Source organism: Maritimimonas sp. 2210JD6-3 (assembly GCF_056591795.1).
Window position 1 is genome coordinate 1 of the sequence record NZ_JBWQOJ010000013.1, and the last position, 19,988, is coordinate 19,988.

A 19,988-nucleotide genomic window follows, 5' to 3' on the forward strand; every position below is an offset into this window, starting at 1 on the left:
TTTTACCAAGACAGTTAAGAGCTAACTTACATTGGCTACAAACTTTACTTGAAATACGGTATTCTTTCTTCTTCGTGCCGCTACGGTAGTCGTTAAATACCTTCTTAAACGGTACAATACTTCTATTGGGGCAAATGTAGTAATCCTGCTGTTTTACATATGTAAAACCGTCTGGACCACCTTAAACCTCACATTAAAAGTCATTATTCATTTCAATAGTACGGATTATTTTATTATATTTGTACGTATAACTAATTTATTATGGACACAAAATTAACTTTAAAGCTTAATCAAAGGGTTATTGAAAAAGCGAAGGAGTACGCTTCTAATAAAAAAATGAGTTTATCTCGAATTGTTGAAGCCTATTTACAATCTTTAACTTCTGAAAATGACACCTCTGAATTTGAGATTTCGCCTTTTGTAAAAAGTATCTCAACAGGAACTGAAATTCCAGCTGATTTGGACTATAAAAAAGAATATTCTGATTATTTAATTGAGAAATATAAATGAGCAAAAGGATTTTTATAGACACAAATGTAATGCTGGACTTTCTAGGAGAGCGAAAACCATTTTATGAACCGATTGCGAAAATTGCAACCTTAGCTGAAAAAGAAAAACTGACAATGGTGGTTTCACCTATTTCATTTGCAACGGTAAACTATTTTATTTCAAAATTTGAGAATGGAAAAGTTGCGAGGGAAAAACTAAGAAAATTTAAGATAATCTGCGAAATATGCTCTCTGGATGAACAAACGATTGAAAAGGGACTTAATTCTTCTATAAAGGATTTTGAGGATGCTTTGCAATATTTTAGTGCGACAGAATCAGAATGTGAAATAATAATAACTAGAAATGGAAAGGACTTTAAAAAATCATTATTACCTGTGATGACAGCAGACGAATTTTTAAAATCTCTGAATAAGAAATAACTAAACCCAACAATTACCATAAGTAATTGCTTGTACTCGCTTACTTCTGAAAATCCTTGCAGATTTTCAGTTTGGTGTGTACTTACAAACCCGCCCCTTTAGAAATGAATTCCAATTGTAAATTCTTTCATTTTTAGCTCGTTCTATTTAAATTGAATTTACTTAATACTGTTTCTATAGTTTGATTATCTAGTCTTTTTACTGGAAATTCAGCAATCAAATATGTGATGGATTGATTTTCTTTAATATCAATCCTCTCATAAAATTCTGTTTTCCTATTTCTAAGTCTAAGCAAATAAACTTTCTCTCCATCGCAACAGTAGAAATCAATTTCGTGATTTCTATCAAAATCAACTGGTATTTGGTGAATATCAATTATTTTCCAATTATTAAATTGTCTATCATACCCATTCTGATATTGAGCTCTATTTTCGAATTCAGCTATCGTCATACTGTTATGATTTTTCTTTTACTCGATAATCGAGATTTGAATGCTCCGAGGCTTGCCTCGACACGCTAAGGTTTTTTCCTTTTCGAATGCCTCGTGGGCTTGCCCCGAGGTCGTTTACTATTATTATTTTTTTCGGGAGTGATAGTATAGCTAGAACTCAAATACCCTCTTTAATCGATAGAATTCCCCGAGGCTCTGCCTCGGGTGTAACATCAAGTTGTTCACGCCCTACAAGGGAACCAAAGAGGCTAGAACCAAGAGTCAAGACAAAAGGTCTAGTTTATTGATTATGAAACCTCTATGGCTCTGCCTTGAGGCAGTTCATTTTTTATCCCAACATTTTTAAAAAAAACAGAGTTATTATGTGTTGTTATTCTTTACGCTATTATTAATTAGGATTCACATTGGTTTTGGTATGTTGTTTTTACTGGCTATAATCTTTGCTATGTATAGTTTTAACATCCTTTAGGATTATTCCATACATTAAGTGTTTCTTCTTCAGATAATAGTTTAATCCATCCTGATAGTCTTTTTATTACTAGATTACCTTCTCCAGAACAAGGATGTTTTCTATAGTGTATAACATCAACTTTACACCATTTTCCTTTTCTTTCATCTGTAAGAGTAATACCAAATAAGTCTCCTTTTAGCGTTGTTATTTTTTCGTGCTTAATTGATGGGCCTGTTCTTAAATTTAGTCCTGGTTTATTGGCATACCATTCCGTTTTTTTCTCAATTGCATAATCCATCCATGAGGTTAGCATTAAATCTTTAGATTTTAATTCTTTTATGCTAATCCAGTATCCGTTAGGTAGCTTTATAAATTCATTTTTTAAGTTTACAAATATCAAGGCCATTTCTTCGTACCCAACCATTTCAAGGGTATTGTCCTCTAATTCTTTTTCAACACCATTTGTTTTAACATAAGCTGTGTAAAATTCATTACTACCATCAGGGTTTTTTAAACAAATTTCGCCTTGAGCATTGCCGTTTGGTTTGTTGTAAATTGTAAGGCCAGCGGTTGGTATATAAACACAGCATACATTAAAATTTTTATTGGGCATTATGAGTCCCGATTTAAACTCTTGAGAATGCATAGTGATAGAAGCAATTATAAAGAGTATTACAAAAAGTGTTTTTTTCATTTTAATTTCGTGTTAATATTGGATTTTTTTCATTTTGTCCTCATACAGTTTATAGTTTAATTATCAATTAGTTATGAATGTTTCATCTGTCTAATTCTTGATTTTCATTTTCTGTTGATGATATAATGCACTGCATTTTTCTTCATATTGAGATTTATAGCTCCCATTGTAATTTTCAAGATATCTTTTCGGAAAATACATTTTTGATGTTATGGTAGGCAATTTTACGAGTGTCTCTTTCTTCAAATCATAATAATTCCATTCACCTATATAGCTGTTGGTTAATAGATTAACACTCGATTGTCCGCTACCATCATTGTTTGCCGACCCAAACTCGTATCGAGACATGCCTATGAGCCTAATTTTTTTATCTTTTGCTTCGTATCTAAATTGTACGGCATAGCCTGCCCTCATGTGGTTTACAAAAAATTCAAAACCACTTTTTGTTTCTTTTACACCTGAATTTAGTTCCTGACTTAAATTAGGCTGACTGCTGATGGGTTTGAATTTATTGGTTGAAAGTTTACAAATTAGTATGCCTTGATGTTGGTCATACGAAATACTGTCTTTAACACCATCTTTATCCAAGTCTTTAATTACTTGAGAAAATGACATTTGACATATAATTATACAGAAGGTTAGATGTAATAGTTTCATTTGTTTCTCTAATGGATTTTAGTAATATCAAAAATTCTAGTTTTTCTATTCTGCTTATAAATCTTGCCCATAAATTTTAGAGCAAAAACAAGTATTGATAAAATTAAGATATATACCTTTTTTATTTCTATTTTAAATTATCTATAAATGATATTAATATTAAAGTATTACCACCTCTCTTTTAAACATTTTTTATCTCTTTCTGACTCGTCTGGTATTGATTTGAGTGTTCTCAAACTAACTGCATCACTAATATCTATGTTTTGTTTAACATCGCATATATAAATAAACGCATCTTCTTGATTGCTAGATTTGGTTTTATAAATGGTATTGGTTAAAATCCATTGGTTGTTTATTAACGAAATATAATAATGAGCTTCAAAAAAACCGCCATCTAGAAAAGCCGTTACAACCACAAAGCCATCTGTATGTTCTTTGATATCTATAATTTGATTGCCACCATCTTGTGAAAAATTAATTGTTTTTAAAACAAACTTAAAGTTGTCTCCTTCTTTTAAAAACAACAAAAGTTCACCTCCTTGATAAGGGTCTGCACTCACAACTTTATCTAAAATGCCGTCGCTATTAATGTCGATGTCCTTTATAAAATAATGCTCGAAACCTTCAAAATCTGAAAGCTTATACGATACCGAAATATCTTTTTCTTCTGGTGGGTCTGGATTTTCATTAGTATCAAAAAAACTTGTTTTAAACAAATCGTCTAGCACCACTTTTTTTGCAGTGTTTAAATGAGAAGCGAAATCTGCATCAAATTGTGGATGTGGTCCATCAAACAAAAAAAACAAAATAGATTTAGCTTCGCTGTCTTTTAAAGTATTGATTAAGTAATACTTCTTTTTTTTCTTAATATATTTTATAGATGCGTCTTGAAAGTAACTTATGGCATCTGCCTCCCAGTGTCCATCTTTACAAATTGCCATGACGTTACTTTCATGACTTTTGTAAGCTTCATTTTCTAGTAACTTAAACCAGTAACGTATATAATCATTAGATACTTCGTACAGCTCTTGAGGTGCATCGTTAACAGAATCCCAACCAAAATACTTGCAAAACTGATTAAAACTTTTCGGAAACTGATTTAAAAATTCTTGTTCATCTTTTGCTATAAAACTCTTTTGTAAGTTCTGAATATTAATTTCGTGCTGTGAAGAAGTATTATAGGTGTTTATAGAATTATTTTTAATTTCCTTGTTTTTACAAGAACAAATAGTTAATATTAAAACGACAAAAAGAATAACGCTATATTTCATAATTTTAGTCTCTATTATATTGTTCTAACTCTTTATAGGTTACTAAAAATTCTTCTTCACATACTTTCATCGCATACGGATATGATGGAGTAAAAGTTATTCCATCTTTAGTCATTACCCAAGAAGCATGTTCCCAAATCCATTCTCCTTGTGTAAAATATTCGCATTCAGAATACCTATCGGTATTATCGTTGGCATACTTTTTTTTAAGTAATTGAAATAGGTTTAAATTCGGATACAGAGCAGTTATTTTATCTAATTGCTTCTTATTTTTGAAATCAAAATTATAGCCTATTGTGTTGTAACTAGGATGTGCATCTCCACAATTTATGTATGGATACGTAGTGAAACTAAAGTATTGATTTGATAAGAGTTCTAATTCCATTTTTAGTTCTAGCCCAATACAATCTAATTGTGTTAGAGCATAGTAAGCATGTATTTTTTCTAATTTAGCATTCATAAATTTGCATTCAGATTTTTTAAATCCATTGCCAACCCTGAAGAATGATTGTTTTGAATACTTTTCTGTAAACCAAACCAACTCTTTTTTTTCATAGGATGTTATGCTGTCTTTAACATACACCAATTTGCTTAATTTATAGTCTTCGAGATTTTTTGTTGTCTTGGTTAAATCTACATTTAATGTAAGCCCATTCTTTTGCCAAGTACCAGTGATTTTATCTTTATTTACAGATAGGATAAATACTTCTTTTTGCTCCTCTGTATCGAAAAATTTCTGATAAAGAAGTAACTCTGTAGCATTAGATTTTACATCTAAAGGAATATTTTTTAATTGAGATTTGTAAAAATAAAAGGCACTTGACCGATTATCGTTATAATCTCCATCTAATTCTAAAAATATTTGATGCTTCCCAATTACTCCTTCATACGTTTGGCTCTGCATACATATTGAACTGAAGATTATGATGATTATTATAAAATGTTTCATTTTTTTTGCAAACTAATTTTTTTTGGTCTAGCACAGAATTCCCTTGCATACGGCTTTTGGGTTTGTTGAAAACCATTTTTTTAAAATCTATAATGTGTAGCTGAACATTAATAGCCTTAAATCTAAACTTAATATTATTTTACATTTAATACCATTTCTAATTCTAAATGACTCAATTAAAATGCGCCTTTTCACCTTATATTTCAAAATAAAAATAACCCGTAGCTATGGCTATGACTAATTTTTCTTTTTTATCTAACGCAAAAACTCATCATTTTCTACTGTGTAATTTAGCATCAGAACTGGTATAAGATTGTTTCTATTATCATTTACTTTTTTGTTCCATTCACATTCGTTTCCTATAAATGTAGCTCCTTTTTATTAATCTAATCATAAAAATTACCATCAAAATCAATTCCAAAAGAGCAAGTATTGTACATGCTCTTTAGTTTTTTTATGGAAAATAACGTTTAGTATATGGTAAGTTAGGCAGCAGAAAGTGATAAACTTAATTTTCTAACAGCAACTTACATATGTTTAATAGTCCATTTTAACAAGGTCACCATTTAATGTGTAGTAAAAATGAAACGTTGTTCCACCGTTTTCAGGTTTTAGGCTAATAGAGTACTCCATTTTAGAGATATCACCATTTTTGGGGTATTTTATTAGCGCAGTGTATAAGGTTGGATTTTCAATATTTTTCTCCGCAGTTAATTGTTTTTTAGATTTTTCAACCAACTCCCCTAATTTGGTTAAGCTAATTTTATCATTTAATTGAAACATAAAATCTGCTGCTTTTGTACCTTGAGGAACTTCTAATGTCACATCTGAATTTTGTTTCCAAGAAGTGCGCTCGTTAAAAACATAAGTACCCATTTTTAAAGTTTCTGGCGCATCAGTAACAGTGAGGTTAATTATATTTCCAATATCCTTATTATAAGTTATGCTTAAATCTGTGTAGTAGGCATCATCACCAAATTTGCTTTTTATTTCTTTTTCTATAGCTGTAAAGCCTTTGGCAGTTGCTGGTTGTTTACCCATCCCTCCTCCGCAAGAGATGAGTGTTAGTATTGCCATTACTACGAGTGTTATACTTTTTAATGTTTTCATGTATTCTATTTATTGTTTTTATAGTTCTTCTTCTTCCTCTTCATCTCTTCCAAAGAGAAAAAACAGGGCGCCTCCACCAACGATTAGTAAAATTCTGATAACCCATGCCATGCCATTGCCCCAGGTATCTACCCAAGAAAGTAACCTGATATTGTAATTAAAAATTGAGAGTACCATAGAGATAATACCCATGGCAGCTAGTAATAATCCTCCCTTACCTAATTTTGATTTGATTTGTTCCATACTATGATTTATTTATTTTTTGAATCATAAATGTATAAGGAACTTGTGTAGAAAAAAATAGAGAAACTATTTATATAAGGTAAGAATTAATAACCGTGATACTTGAAAGAATATGCGTAAACCATAAAACTTTAGTTTTTATTCCAATTTAAAAAAGTTGTTACAAAATGTTCTTTTTTTCGAGAAGATACGGGGATTTTTTTACCATTTTTCAAATAAATAATGCCCGCTTTTTCGTATTTATCGATAAATTTTAAGTTAACTATAAACGATTGATGTGAACGAACAAAATTAGTAGCAGTTAATCGCTCTTCAAACTCTTTTAAGGTTTTAGAGACCATATATTTTTTACCATCGCTACAATAAAATGTTGTATAGCCTTTATCTGATTCGCAGAAGAGTAATTCATTTAAATCTATAACCTGAAAGCTATCATGAAACGATAATATGAGGTTAGAATCTTCGTTATTCCAGACCTCTTTTACGGTCTTGATTTGCTTTTGTTGTTCTGCAATAGTTAGATTCTGAACTTTATTCAGCGCCTCTTGAAGCTCATCTACATCAACAGGTTTTAAAAGATAATCAACGGCACCAATTTTTAAAGCTTTTAGGGCATATTCTTCGTAAGCAGTAATAAAAATGATTTTAAAAGCGAGATTTTCTGTTTGATCTAAAAAGTTAAAAGCGTTACCATCTGTAAGGTTAATATCTAAAAAGATTAATTCTGGCTTACAGGCGTTTGCAACTACAACAGCTTGTTCTACAGATTCACATTCACCTATTACGTTCACCCTCGTATCAATTGAGGCCAACAAATGCAATAATGCTTTTCTAATATGGGCTTTGTCTTCTACAATGAGTGCGTTCATTTAACAGATTCGATTTTATAGGGAATCACTAAAGTAATCAATGTTCCATTTTTATTAAATGATGCCCTATTTTTTATAGTAACAGAGCCTTCAGTTTTAAATTCTTTAGATAGCATCGCAATTCGTTCTGAAGTAATTGTACTAGCTAATGATTGTTTTTCTTTTTTAGTTTTTTGTTTGTCAAGGTCAATGCCAATACCATTATCTTCAATCGTGCAAACTAGTTTTTTATCTTTAAAAGTTAATGTTAAATTAATTTCTTTATGATTCTTTTTATTGGGAAATGCATGCTCGATAGCATTTTCTATAAAAGGTTGAATCAACATTGGAGGAATTTTCAAAGTAGTTTCGTCAATTCTAGAATCTACCGTAAGATTATACTCATATGGAGGGTCAACATCTAAATTTTGGAGCGCCATATAGCTATCTATTGCTGACAGTTCTTCTGAAAGCGCTACAGTTTTATGTCTTGAATTTTCTAAAATAGTTCGTAATAACTTTGAGAATTTAGATAAATATAAAACAGAAGTTTTTTCCTCTTTGTTTAAAATCATTCCTTGTAATACAGATAAAGAATTAAAGATAAAATGCGGAGTCATTTGAGAACGCAATAACTTTTGTTCAATAATTATGTTTTGTGTTTTAGATTTAATATTTCTGAACTTTAAATAGAATATCATTCCTCCTGAAAGAATAGAGACTAATAAAAATCCAATAATTGCTAATAAATAATTACGTTTCGATTTTTCTAAATCTATATTGGTTGCAGTTACTGTTTTAGTGAGTTTTAACTCTCTAATACTCGCAGAGTCTAATTTTTGCTTGTATTTATAATCGGCTTCTAATTGTGCAATCTTTGTGATATTTTCTTTATTAAAAAGACTGTCATTTAAAACCTTAAATTTTTGATGTCTTTTAAATGCTTTTTTATACTGACCGGTCTTCGAATAAATATCGGCCAGAAGTCCATTCACATCTTTTTGAAAATATAAGGATCCTAATTTTTCAGAAATTTTTTCTGATTCTAGAGCATTAATTAAGGCTTCGTTATAATTCTTTTTATAAAAGTTTGAAATGGCTATTCTATAATATGCATTAGATAATTCAAGTTGATCTCCTATATCAATAGCAATCTTTTTAGCCTTTATAAAATTTTGAAGTGCTTTGGTGTTATCATTAAGTTCTGCGTAAACACGTCCTATTTTAATTAATAGTGATTGACTATGTTTTTTATCATTTATCTCTTTAGATATGCTTAACGCTTCATTATAATTTTTTAAAGCATTAGTATAGTCCAGCTTTTTTATGTAAACACTCCCTATATTACTTAATGCACTTGACATATTTCTTTTATTGCCAATCTTCTTTTGTAGTACATATGCTCTTTTATAATTTTCAATAGCTTTATCTGTATTTCCATAATTTTTATGTACTATACCTATGTTGTTTAACAACATCGAGATTCGGATAGTGTCATTTATTTCTTCAGCAATTTTTAAAGACTTATTGTAATATTCTAGTGCAACAGGATAGTTTGCCTTTTCTAAATATAGACTACCAATACTCATATAACAAGTTGAAGTTTCTGGTTTATTACCATAAGTAATATTTAGATCTAATGCCTTTTTATAGTAGATAGAAGCCTCATCATAGTTGCCCATATCTGTATAATTGTACCCAATAAACTTTAATGAAGTTGCAGTTTTTTTAAAGCTCCCTAATTTCTCACTTATTGCAATAGATTTTTTGTAAAACGAAATAGATTCTTGAAAATCACTTTTATAATGTGCCGCTAATCCCATTGCCTCATAGCATTCTGCAACACCTATTCTATTATCTATCATTTCATAGAGTAATAGTGCTTTATTGTATTGTGTTATTGCTTGTTCATAATTGTATTGGGAATAAAGTGTCTTTCCTTTTAGAAATAAACTTTTAGCCTTTCCTTTCTTAAAACCTATTGCATCTGCGATTTTTTCAGAATCTTGAATGTATTTCAATGCTAATTCTCTATCTTGACGGTAAGATAAACTTGCTAGGGTGTTTAATATATTCACCTTTGTCGAATCGCTTTCTTTATGATTTTGTAATTTAATTTCTAAACTATCTAGAATCTTATTTTGTGCAAAAACAGTCGTCGAGAAAAACGAAAAACAGCATAAGTAAATAATAAGAATATTTATGATTTTCATATTTAAAACAGGAATATCTTAAGTCAAATAACAGTATAATAGTTAAGATTTATCTAGTATAATAATAATTTTCGAAAAGTACTTAAATCTGTTGATGTTATTTGCTCGATACCTATATTTTAATACTATTTTCCTAAAATTCAAAATAAAAATAAGAGCGAATACGAAACAACTTGTTCGAGCTACGCAAATATTTAGCTTCTTAAATAACTAAAGTAACTACATAAAACATATCTAGCTATAGCAAATTTTTATTTGTAAAGCCTTAAGCAATATATGCAGAACGAGCTTTTGTATTTGTTATTCGTAAATGTGAAATGTTGATAAAATTCTAAGGATTATTCACTTTACTCCTAATCGTAATAAAAGAGAGCTAGTCATGCAAAATATTTTTTTGTAATAGCAAAGTCTTATTTAGTTGTTTATACTTATAAAAAGAGTTGCAATGTGTCGAAAAAAAACGCCTCATCATACGATGAAGCATTTATCTTGCGGAGAAAGAGGAACTATCCACTAACTTCTTAATTGTTGATTTACAGAATATTACGATAAAATATTTTCAATTTATGCGCCTAATTATGCGCCTAATTTTTAACACCTTGAAATCCAGTATTTTAAACCTCAAAAAACATGATTTCATTATTTTTGACTAAAACTGATACTCTAAATTTTAGAACGCAGAAGTCACTCAATTTTTTTTGATTTATTTTAAAATTTAACATTTAAAATAAAAAACTTCGAGGGTTCGAATGCTTTATTCTGGGTTCAGGAGTCAAGTATTTGAGTAGGAATACTATAGTTAAATACTAATAATAGCACAAATAATACGTTAAAAAGCACCTAAATGCTTAAATATTTAATAATTTTGCATTAATGAAAAGTGTTATTCACAAAATATTATCCATCTCTATGGCTTTTGTAGTACTACTCTCTACAATGTCATTTACTTTGAACATGCATTATTGTGGAGATACTTTAGTGGAAACAGCTATTTTTCATAAAACCAAAGGTTGCGGTATGGAAATGGAGAAACCATCTACTGAAGGATGTTCTATCACAAAGAAAAATTGTTGTAATGATGAACAATTGGTAGTCGATGGTCAAGACGAACTACAACTGCAAGTTGACAAAATTTCATTTGAACAACAAGTATTCATAGCTTCCTTTGTTTATAGCTATATTAACCTTTTTGAAGGTTTTGATAAAAACGTATCTTCCTTTGAAGAATATAAACCGCCACTCGTCATTAGGCAACTCTACAAGATTGACGAGACCTATTTAATTTGATTTTTAAACAAATAGACTGTGTTATCCTATGGCTTTAGCCCATAAGGATAATTCTTTGTATTCGGTGTTGTCATAACACCAATGTCTAACTGTTTAACAATCAAAGCCAATGCTAAATAAAAGCATCAAATTTCTAATAGAAAACAAACTCGTAGCAGTACTACTACTCATCCTTTTCGTAGGATGGGGAACGGTAAATGCACCTTTTAATTGGGATACTGGATTTTTGCCAAGCAATCCTGTAGCAGTAGATGCTATACCTGATATTGGAGAAAACCAACAAATTGTATTTACGAAATGGGATGGTCGTTCACCACAAGATATTGAAGACCAAATTACCTATCCATTAACCACATCCTTGCTAGGTATTCCTGGAGTAAAAACCATTCGTAGTTCGTCTATGTTCGGCTTTTCAAGTATCTATATCATTTTTGAAGAAGACATAGAATTTTACTGGAGTAGAAGTCGTATTCTCGAAAAACTCAATTCCTTACCAAATGGCTTACTACCTGATGGTGTTAATCCTGCTTTGGGACCAGATGCAACAGGATTGGGACAAATATTTTGGTACACGCTTGAAGGACGTGATGAAAACGGAAACGTAACAGGTGGTTGGAATTTACAAGAGTTACGAAGTATTCAAGATTACTATGTAAAGTATGCACTATCCTCTGCAAGTGGTGTTTCTGAAGTAGCATCTATTGGTGGTTACGTTCAGGAATATCAAGTAGATGTTAATCCTGAATTAATGCGTCAATATAATATTGGATTACATCACGTTGTAAAAGCAGTTAAGGAAAGTAATAAAGACATTGGTGCACAAACTATTGAAATTAATAATGCAGAATATTTGGTACGTGGTTTAGGTTATGTAAAATCCATTTCGGACATCGAAAATGCGGTAGTTACTTCCGAAGATTATACAGCAATACGAATTAAAGACATTGGTAACGTATCGTTAGGTCCTGCAACACGACGCGGCATGTTGGATAAAGAAGGTGCAGAAGTTGTTGGTGCTGTTGTAGTAGCGCGATATGGCGCAAACCCAATGGAAGTTATCAATAATGTAAAAGAAAAAATTAATGAATTAAGTGCAGGCTTACCTTCAAAAGTATTAGCAGACGGTAGAACTTCACAAATAACCATAGTACCATTTTACGATAGAACAGAATTGATTCAAGAAACGTTAGGCACACTCAATGAAGCCTTAACATTAGAGATATTAATTACCATTTTGGTTATTATCATTATGGTATTCAATCTTCGAGCTTCAGTATTAATTTCTGGATTATTGCCTGTTGCGGTTTTAATGGTTTTTATAGCTATGAAGTTCTTTGGAGTTGATGCCAATATTGTCGCTTTATCTGGTATTGCAATTGCTATTGGAACCATGGTCGATGTTGGAGTTATACTTTCAGAAAACATTATAAGGCATTTGGACGAAAGTGAAAAGTTAAAAGTGAACAATGAAAAGTTAGAAGGTGAAAATGAAAATGTAATTCCGACGGAGCGAGGCACGAGCGACGAGGAATCTCATAACAAAAGTCTTTCCGCCATTCAAAAAGACAGATTATCCATAAATCAAATCGTTTATAACGCCACAGCAGAAGTTTCAGGCGCTATTGTAACCGCTGTAATGACCACCATTATTAGCTTCATTCCTGTATTTACAATGATTGGTGCCGAAGGTAAGCTATTTAGACCATTGGCATTTACAAAAACGTTCGCTTTAACAGCATCTATTATTGTCGCTTTATTTTTAATACCGCCATTTGCAGCATTTTTATTTAGAAAGAAAAGCATTAAAAACACTTTTAAAACTATTTTAAATGGTGTTTTAATAGCATTAGGTATTGTAGCGATATTTTACGGTTATTGGTTAGGATTAACATTGATAGCATTTTCGTTCGTTGCATTAATATTTCTATATTATAAACAAGACGCTTTTCACTTTTCACTCTTCACTTTTCACTTTTCACTTACAATTAATCTTATCAATATCATTATTTCAGCATCAGCAATCGTATTCCTGTTAGCCGAATATTGGAGACCATTAGGTGTTGATAAAAGTATCTTTTGGAATCTCATTTTTGTAAGTGTTATATGCTTTGGTTTATTAGGTGTTTTTTCACTATTCATCAAATACTACACACGTATTTTAAGATGGTGTTTAGATAATAAATTATTGTTTCTATCTGTACCAACAGCTATTGTAATTGCAGGGTTTTTCATTATGAAGAATACAGGCAAAGAGTTTATGCCTTCCTTAAATGAAGGCTCATTTCTACTAATGCCTACCTCAATGCCTCATTCTGGTGTCGAAGAAAATAAAAGAGTTTTACAGCAATTGGATATGGCAGTAGTTAGTATTCCAGAAATTGAAACAGTTGTGGGTAAAGCAGGAAGAACGGAATCAGCGTTAGACCCAGCACCACTATCAATGTATGAAAACATCATTCAGTACAAACCAGAATATATGCTGAATGCAGATGGAGAAAGACAACGCTACAAAGTAAATGAGGATGGTTTGTTTGAATTAAAAGATGGTCGTTTTATTTCTAATCCTAATAATTCTGAAAATGTTGCTTATAGCACAGTTAAAAGGTCTCAACTAATCGAAGATGAGGATGGTGAATATTATCGTAATTGGAGACCAGAAATAAAATCCCCAGACGATATTTGGAATGAAATTGTAAGAGTTACAAAATTGCCAGGTGTTACGTCAGCACCAAAGCTACAACCTATTGAAACCCGATTGGTAATGCTTCAAACAGGAATGCGAGCACCTATGGGAATTAAGGTAAAAGGTCAAGACTTAAAGCAAATTGAAGCCTTTGGTGTCCAATTGGAAGATATACTCAAACAAGCTGAAGGTGTTAAAAAAGAAGCTGTTTTTGCAGACCGTATCGTTGGTAAACCCTATTTGTTAATTGATATTGATAGAGAGAAAATTGCACGTTATGGCATTTCGATACAAGATGTTCAAGATGTATTAAAAGTCGCAGTTGGTGGTATGGTTTTAACACAAACGGTTGAAGGTCGTGAGCGCTATGGTGTTCGTGTGCGATACCCAAGAGAATTACGAGCAAATCCAACAGACTTACAACAGATTTATGTGCCAGTTTCAACAGGTAGTCCTGTTCCATTAAGCGAATTGGCAACTATTCGTTACGAACAAGGTCCACAAGTCATAAAAAGTGAAGACACCTTTTTAGTAGGATATGTCTTGTTTGACAAACAAGCTAGTTTTGCCGAAGTAAGCGTTGTTGAAAATGCACAAGCATTGATTCAAGAAAAGATAGATTCTGGCGCATTGATAGTTCCAAAAGGTATTAACTATGCATTCACAGGAACGTATGAAAATCAGTTGCGAGCCGAAAAAACGCTATCTGTTGTTGTGCCATTAGCCTTGGCAATTATCTTTTTAATACTGTATTTCCAATTCCGTTCTGTGGCAACCTCATTAATGGTGTTTACAGGCATAGCAGTAGCTTTTGCAGGTGGCTTTATAATGATTTGGTTGTATGGTCAAGATTGGTTTTTAAACTTCAATTTCTTTGGCGAAAATATGCGAGAAGTATTCCAGATGCATCCCATTAATTTAAGTGTTGCAGTTTGGGTTGGATTTATAGCACTCTTCGGAATAGCAACCGACGATGGTGTAGTAATGGCAACCTATTTAACGCAAACTTTTGATAGAAACACACCAGAAAATAAAAAGGAAATTAGAGCATCCATAGTTGAAGCAGGAGAAAAACGAATCAGACCGTGTTTAATGACAACAGCAACCACCATATTAGCATTATTACCAGTACTCACATCTACAGGACGAGGAAGCGATATTATGATTCCTATGGCAATTCCAAGTTTTGGCGGTATGTTAATCGCATTGATCACACTCTTTGTAGTACCCGTTTTATATAGTTGGAGGGAAGAATTAAAAATGAAGAATTAAAAATGAAAAATTTAGAATTGAACATAAAGTTAGTCTTGTTTCTTGTTTCCTGCTTCTTGTTTCTAAAAGGAAACTCTCAACAATTAGACATTTTAATAGATGAAGCATTAGCTAACAATCCTGAAATCCAAACTTTTGAATTGAAGTATCAGGTGGCAAAAGAAAAAGTAAACGAAGCAAATACATTACCAAATACGCAATTTGGTGTTGGCTATTTTGTTAGTGAGCCAGAAACCAGAACGGGTGCTCAAAAATTCAAGATTTCAGGAAAACAAATGCTGCCTTCGTTTGGAGCTATAACCGCAAGAGAGAATTATATTAATGCGTTAGCAGATGCCATTTATGAAGACATCACCATAGTAAAAAGAAAACTGGTAGCTTCTGTTTCACAATCATACTACAATCTATATGCTATCAAGGAAAAACAGGAAATTCTAGAAGAGAATATCGAACTGCTGAAAACTTATGAAGAATTAGCTTTAACCTCAGTTGAAGTTGGTAAGGCGTCAGCAGTAGATGTTTTACGATTGCAAATGCGTCAAAATGAATTAGAGCAGTTAAAGCAAGTTCTAGAACAAGATTATTTAGCTGAACTAACAATAGTTAATAAACTACTTAATAGAGATAAAAGTACAGAAGTCATTATTGACAAAGGATTAATGATGCCTTTAGAAGGTGAATTAATTAATTCGGATAATCTGGCTTTGCATCCTGAATTATTAAAATACGATAAGCTTTATACTTCTATAGAACAATCTGAATTGTTAAATCAAAAAGAAAGTAATCCAATGTTAGGTTTTGGCTTGGATTATATAGCCGTTTCAGAACGCCCAAATATGGATTTTAGCGACAATGGTAAGGATATCGTCATGCCTATGGTAAATGTTTCTATTCCAATTTTCAATAACAAGTATAAGTCCAAATCGAAACAAAACGAACTAAAACAACAGGAGATTTTAGCGCAAAAAGAAAGTCGATTAAATACATTGGAAACCTTGCTCGATAGAGCGATTAGAAGTAGTAATTCGGCAAGAATAAGTTATGATACACAAACTAAAAATTTGAAACAGGCAAAAGATGCAGAAACCATTTTGGTGAAAAGCTATGAGACTGGAACTATTAATTTTAATGATGTTTTAGATGTTCAGGAATTGCAGCTAAAATTTCAAATGAATCAGATAGAATCAATTAAGAATTATTATTTGCAGAGAACTATCATCAATTATTTAACAAATTAAAATACAATTAAAATGAACTTTTCGAAGAAAAATCACGAATTAAAAAACAAAAATGTAAATGTCATGAGTAAAACAGTTAAGACAATTTTAGGAATCATGGTTTTAAGCTTAATGCTTACAACAGTGTCTTGTAAAGGAGATAAAAAGGAAGAAACAATTACTAAAACCGAACAAGCACAGAAGAAAGAGTACGCATCTGCTTATGTATGCCCAATGCATTGTGAAGGTAGTGGTAGCGATACTGAAGGTGAATGCCCAAAATGTGGAATGGATTACGTAAAAAATGAAGACCACAAAAAAGACGGGCATACACATTAGGCTATAGAAATAAGGCAGTATTAAGCTTTTAGTACTGCCTTAAAATAGATTTAATTAATATAAGATTGAATAAGATGTACAGTCATAAAATTAACATAGTAATTAATTCAGATTTAGCTGAAAAGATGCTTTTGCGAATTACCTTCTGAACTCTAAAACAATAAAACGAACAGATGAAACATACATATAAAATATCTGGAATGACCTGTGGTAACTGTAAGGCAACCATAGAGAAAAATTTAATTGAGTTGCAAGAAGTAGAAGATGTTGAAGTTAACCTTGAAAAAGGTGAAGCAACCATTTCTATGAGCAGGCATATTGACACAGCAGAACTACAAAAGGCATTACCTCCAAAATATAGTATTTCCGAAAAGGAAGTTAAAAATGTTTTTGCTTCTACAAGTGCATCTAGTTTTGAAATTGAGGAAGAAAAAAGCAAGTTACAGCAACTTAAACCATTGCTTCTAATTCTGTTTTATATAGCCATTGCAAGTGTATTACTACATTATAAAAACTGGAATTGGGGAGAAGTAATGTTAGATTTCATGGGCTTGTTCTACATCGTTTTTAGTTTCTTTAAACTATTAGATTTAAAAGGCTTTCCAGAGTCTTTTAGAATGTACGACCCTTTAGCAAAACGAGTTCCAATCTATGGATGGGTTTATCCGTTTATTGAAACAGCATTGGGTTTAATGTTTCTAATGCGATTTGAAGTTAAAATAGCATTGATAATAACACTTATTGTATTGGGAATTACAACTATTGGAGTTACAAAAACACTATTAGATAAGAGGTTCATAAGATGTGCTTGTTTAGGTACAGCTTTAAAGCTTCCTATGACAGAGGCGACATTTATTGAAAATGCCATTATGATAGTTATGGCAATACTAATGTTAGTAAACTAAACAACTATGGTAAACAGACATACAGCATTAAAAATTAGAAAGACGCATCGTTATTTAGGATTGTTTTTAGGTATTCAATTTCTATTTTGGACTATTAGTGGTTTATACTTTAGTTGGACAAACATAGACGATATACACGGAGACCATTTTAAGAATCTGGACTATCAGCCCCAAGCCTTTAGTAATCTTATGAGTCCTTCAAGTCTTAATATTTCAGAAGGCGTTAATACTATTGAGTTAAGAGATATAGATAACACACCTTATTATTGGGTGAACAAGAAACAATTATATAATGCTATAGATGGAAGCCAAAAAAATAGTATCACCAAAGATGAAGCATTATATATCGCTAAAAACCATATGAAAGAAGGAATAGAAGTTGAATCTATTGAGCAAATAGCAGAAGTTGGGAAACATCATGAATATCGTGAAAAGTTATTGCCAGCTTATGTTATCTCATATAAAACTGATGAAGCTTTAAAAGCCTATGTGTCTATAAGCGATGGAAAGTTTCAAACTGTAAGGCATCGCAGTTGGCGTTGGTTTGATTTTCTATGGATGACGCACACCATGGACTATGAAGGACGAGATAACTTCAATACAATTGTTTTAAGAGCCTTTTCTCTTTTAGGACTTATAACTGTTTTAAGCGGCTTTTTACTTTGGTACACATCGTCACCATCAATTAGAAAATTATTAAAAAGAAAAAAAAATAAATAGAGATGAAAAAATATGCAATCTATACAGGAATATTAGTAGCTGGCTTGCTATTGGGTTGGCTATTATTTGGTAATTCATCTAACAATGAAATGGAACATAATCATTCTGAAATGGCTTCTAAAAATCAAATGTGGACGTGTTCTATGCACCCACAAATTATGCAACCAGAACCAGGAGATTGTCCCATTTGTGGTATGGACTTAATCCCTGCCGAAGCTGGTGCGGATGGTTTAAGCCCTAACGAGTTTAAACTCACCAAGAATACCATGGCTTTAGCAAATATCCAAACCTCTGTAGTAGGCAGTGCTTCTCTTGAAGGCAATTCCATTAAGCTATCTGGCAAGATAAGTGAGAACGAAGATGCCAATGTGGTACAAGCAAGTTATTTTTCAGGACGCATAGAGCGATTAAATATAAGTTCTGTAGGAGAAGAAGTTCGTCAAGGACAGCTTTTGGCAACCATTTACTCTCCTGAATTATTTTCTGCTCAACAAGAACTAATTACGGCTTCTTCATTAAAAGAATCACAACCAGCTTTGTACAATGCAGTTCGCAATAAACTAAAGCTTTGGAAAATTTCTGATAGCCAGATTGACCAAATTGAAACTTCTGGCAAGGTAATTCAAAATGTCCCGATTTATGCTACAGTTTCAGGGACGGTGTCAGAAAAATTAGCAGAACAAGGTGATTACGTAAAACAAGGCCAGGCTTTGCTAAAGATAACCAACTTAAATACAGTTTGGGCTTTATTTGATGTGTATGAAAATCAGATTGAACTGTTCAAAAAAGGACAGAATATTACTGTTACTATAAATGCCTATCCAAATAAGGAGTTTAATAAGAAAGTTGATTTTATCGACCCAATGATGAATCCCCAGACAAGAACTGTTGCTCTTCGTGTTGTGCTAGATAATAAATCAGGAGAGTTTAAAACAGGTATGTTTGTTCAAGGTGAGATTGAAAACGCTATTTCTCAACCAGAACAAACATTAACCATTCCATCTTCTTCTGTATTGTGGACTGGTGAGCGTTCAGTAGTGTATTTAAAAACGAATCCTAATGAACCTGTTTTTGAAATGCGAGAAGTTGTTTTAGGAAAACAAGTTGGAGAACAATATGAAGTTGTTGATGGGCTAAAAGATGGAGACGAGATTGTTACTAATGGTACATTTACTGTGGATGCCTCTGCACAGCTTCAAGGTAAAAAGTCGATGATGAATAAAGATGGAGGTAAAACAATGTCAGGGCACGAAGGACATACAATGGATATGATGCCCGAAAAAGTTGATTTTAATAGTACGGTAGAAAAATCATTTCAACCTGTTATTGACGCTTATATCAACCTCAAAGATGCTTTAATTCAGTCTGATGTATCGTTAGTAGCATCTAAAAGTGAATCATTTAGAAAAGTATTAGAAGAAATGCCTGTAAGTCAGAGAGAACAAACACATAATTACTGGTCTATGCTGCATAAAACTTCTAAAGGTATAAATGAAAATGTGAGTTTGGAACATCAGCGTAAACTGTTTCAAATGATTTCAGATAAACTCATTGAAATGGTTAGAAATTTTGATAAAGTTAATGATAAATTATTTGTTCAATTTTGCCCAATGGCTGATAATAATAAGGGTGCTTTTTGGATAAGTAAGGAAGAGCAAGTGCTTAATCCTTATTTTGGAGATGTTATGTTGAAGTGCGGTAGTGTGAAAGACATTATTGAATAATAAAAAAAATCATAGCGTTTGTTAT

The 19,988-nt window shown here is 31.9% G+C and carries 18 protein-coding genes; 9 read left to right on the forward strand and 9 right to left on the reverse strand.

Annotated features, from left to right (window positions below):
* Positions 1–261: 261 nt before the first annotated feature.
* Together AC1EUY_RS07450 and AC1EUY_RS07455 are read left to right on the forward strand one after the other, a co-directional pair.
* Positions 262–510, forward strand: a complete 249-nt coding sequence (locus AC1EUY_RS07450) for a DUF6364 family protein (protein ID WP_480194888.1) — start codon at positions 262–264, stop codon at positions 508–510.
* Positions 507–929, forward strand: a complete 423-nt coding sequence (locus AC1EUY_RS07455) for a type II toxin-antitoxin system VapC family toxin (protein WP_480194889.1) — start codon at positions 507–509, stop codon at positions 927–929. The genes AC1EUY_RS07450 and AC1EUY_RS07455 overlap by 4 nt, the downstream gene beginning before the upstream one ends.
* Positions 930–1,062: 133 nt before the next feature.
* On the opposite strand, the gene AC1EUY_RS07460 is transcribed toward AC1EUY_RS07455, so the two are convergent.
* The 9 genes from AC1EUY_RS07460 to AC1EUY_RS07500 form a co-directional block, all read right to left on the reverse strand.
* Entirely contained in the window at positions 1,063–1,380 is a 318-nt protein-coding gene (locus AC1EUY_RS07460; RefSeq protein WP_480194890.1) for a hypothetical protein, read from the reverse strand.
* A 455-nt stretch (positions 1,381–1,835) separates the two neighbouring features.
* Complete coding sequence (locus AC1EUY_RS07465) at positions 1,836–2,525, reverse strand: SH3 domain-containing protein (protein WP_480194891.1); 690 nt, start codon at positions 2,523–2,525, stop codon at positions 1,836–1,838.
* A 90-nt stretch (positions 2,526–2,615) separates the two neighbouring features.
* The gene (locus tag AC1EUY_RS07470) at positions 2,616–3,140 is read right to left on the reverse strand and encodes a hypothetical protein (RefSeq protein WP_480194892.1); all 525 of its coding nucleotides are present in this window, start codon (positions 3,138–3,140) and stop codon (positions 2,616–2,618) included.
* Positions 3,141–3,349: 209 nt separating this feature from the next.
* Positions 3,350–4,453 (reverse strand): hypothetical protein, encoded by a 1,104-nt coding sequence (locus tag AC1EUY_RS07475; RefSeq protein WP_480194893.1) that lies wholly within the window; start codon positions 4,451–4,453, stop codon positions 3,350–3,352.
* Between the two features lie 4 nt (positions 4,454–4,457).
* Entirely contained in the window at positions 4,458–5,357 is a 900-nt protein-coding gene (locus tag AC1EUY_RS07480; RefSeq protein WP_480194894.1) for a hypothetical protein, read from the reverse strand.
* Positions 5,358–5,939: 582 nt separating this feature from the next.
* On the reverse strand, positions 5,940–6,512 hold the full coding sequence (locus AC1EUY_RS07485; protein ID WP_480194895.1) for a hypothetical protein: 573 nt from the start codon (positions 6,510–6,512) through the stop codon (positions 5,940–5,942).
* 18 nt (positions 6,513–6,530) lie between these two features.
* Positions 6,531–6,755, reverse strand: coding sequence for a hypothetical protein (locus AC1EUY_RS07490; protein WP_480194896.1), 225 nt, complete (start codon positions 6,753–6,755; stop codon positions 6,531–6,533).
* A 131-nt stretch (positions 6,756–6,886) separates the two neighbouring features.
* On the reverse strand, positions 6,887–7,624 hold the full coding sequence (locus AC1EUY_RS07495; protein ID WP_480194897.1) for a LytR/AlgR family response regulator transcription factor: 738 nt from the start codon (positions 7,622–7,624) through the stop codon (positions 6,887–6,889).
* Positions 7,621–9,816 (reverse strand): tetratricopeptide repeat-containing sensor histidine kinase, encoded by a 2,196-nt coding sequence (locus tag AC1EUY_RS07500; protein ID WP_480194898.1) that lies wholly within the window; start codon positions 9,814–9,816, stop codon positions 7,621–7,623. The genes AC1EUY_RS07495 and AC1EUY_RS07500 overlap by 4 nt, the downstream gene beginning before the upstream one ends.
* Before the next feature lie 873 nt (positions 9,817–10,689).
* Here AC1EUY_RS07500 and AC1EUY_RS07505 point away from each other — a divergent pair.
* The 7 genes from AC1EUY_RS07505 (at position 10,690) to AC1EUY_RS07535 (ending at position 19,963) form a co-directional block, all read left to right on the forward strand.
* Positions 10,690–11,103: an HYC_CC_PP family protein gene (locus AC1EUY_RS07505; RefSeq protein ID WP_480194899.1), complete on the forward strand. Its 414-nt coding sequence runs from the start codon at positions 10,690–10,692 to the stop codon at positions 11,101–11,103.
* A gap of 109 nt (positions 11,104–11,212) precedes the next feature.
* A complete protein-coding gene (locus AC1EUY_RS07510; RefSeq protein WP_480194900.1) occupies positions 11,213–15,058 on the forward strand; it encodes an efflux RND transporter permease subunit in 3,846 nt (1,281 codons plus the stop codon).
* Between the two features lie 2 nt (positions 15,059–15,060).
* On the forward strand, positions 15,061–16,296 hold the full coding sequence (locus AC1EUY_RS07515) for a TolC family protein (RefSeq protein WP_480194901.1): 1,236 nt from the start codon (positions 15,061–15,063) through the stop codon (positions 16,294–16,296).
* A 12-nt stretch (positions 16,297–16,308) separates the two neighbouring features.
* Positions 16,309–16,614, forward strand: a complete 306-nt coding sequence (locus AC1EUY_RS07520; RefSeq protein WP_480194902.1) for a heavy metal-binding domain-containing protein — start codon at positions 16,309–16,311, stop codon at positions 16,612–16,614.
* Between the two features lie 173 nt (positions 16,615–16,787).
* The gene (locus tag AC1EUY_RS07525) at positions 16,788–17,519 is read left to right on the forward strand and encodes a heavy-metal-associated domain-containing protein (RefSeq protein WP_480194903.1); all 732 of its coding nucleotides are present in this window, start codon (positions 16,788–16,790) and stop codon (positions 17,517–17,519) included.
* A 6-nt stretch (positions 17,520–17,525) separates the two neighbouring features.
* On the forward strand, positions 17,526–18,239 hold the full coding sequence (locus tag AC1EUY_RS07530; RefSeq protein ID WP_480194904.1) for a PepSY domain-containing protein: 714 nt from the start codon (positions 17,526–17,528) through the stop codon (positions 18,237–18,239).
* 2 nt (positions 18,240–18,241) lie between these two features.
* Positions 18,242–19,963 carry an efflux RND transporter periplasmic adaptor subunit gene (locus AC1EUY_RS07535; protein ID WP_480194905.1) on the forward strand — a complete coding sequence of 574 codons (1,722 nt, stop codon included), beginning with the start codon at positions 18,242–18,244 and terminating at the stop codon, positions 19,961–19,963.
* Positions 19,964–19,988: the final 25 nt, after the last annotated feature.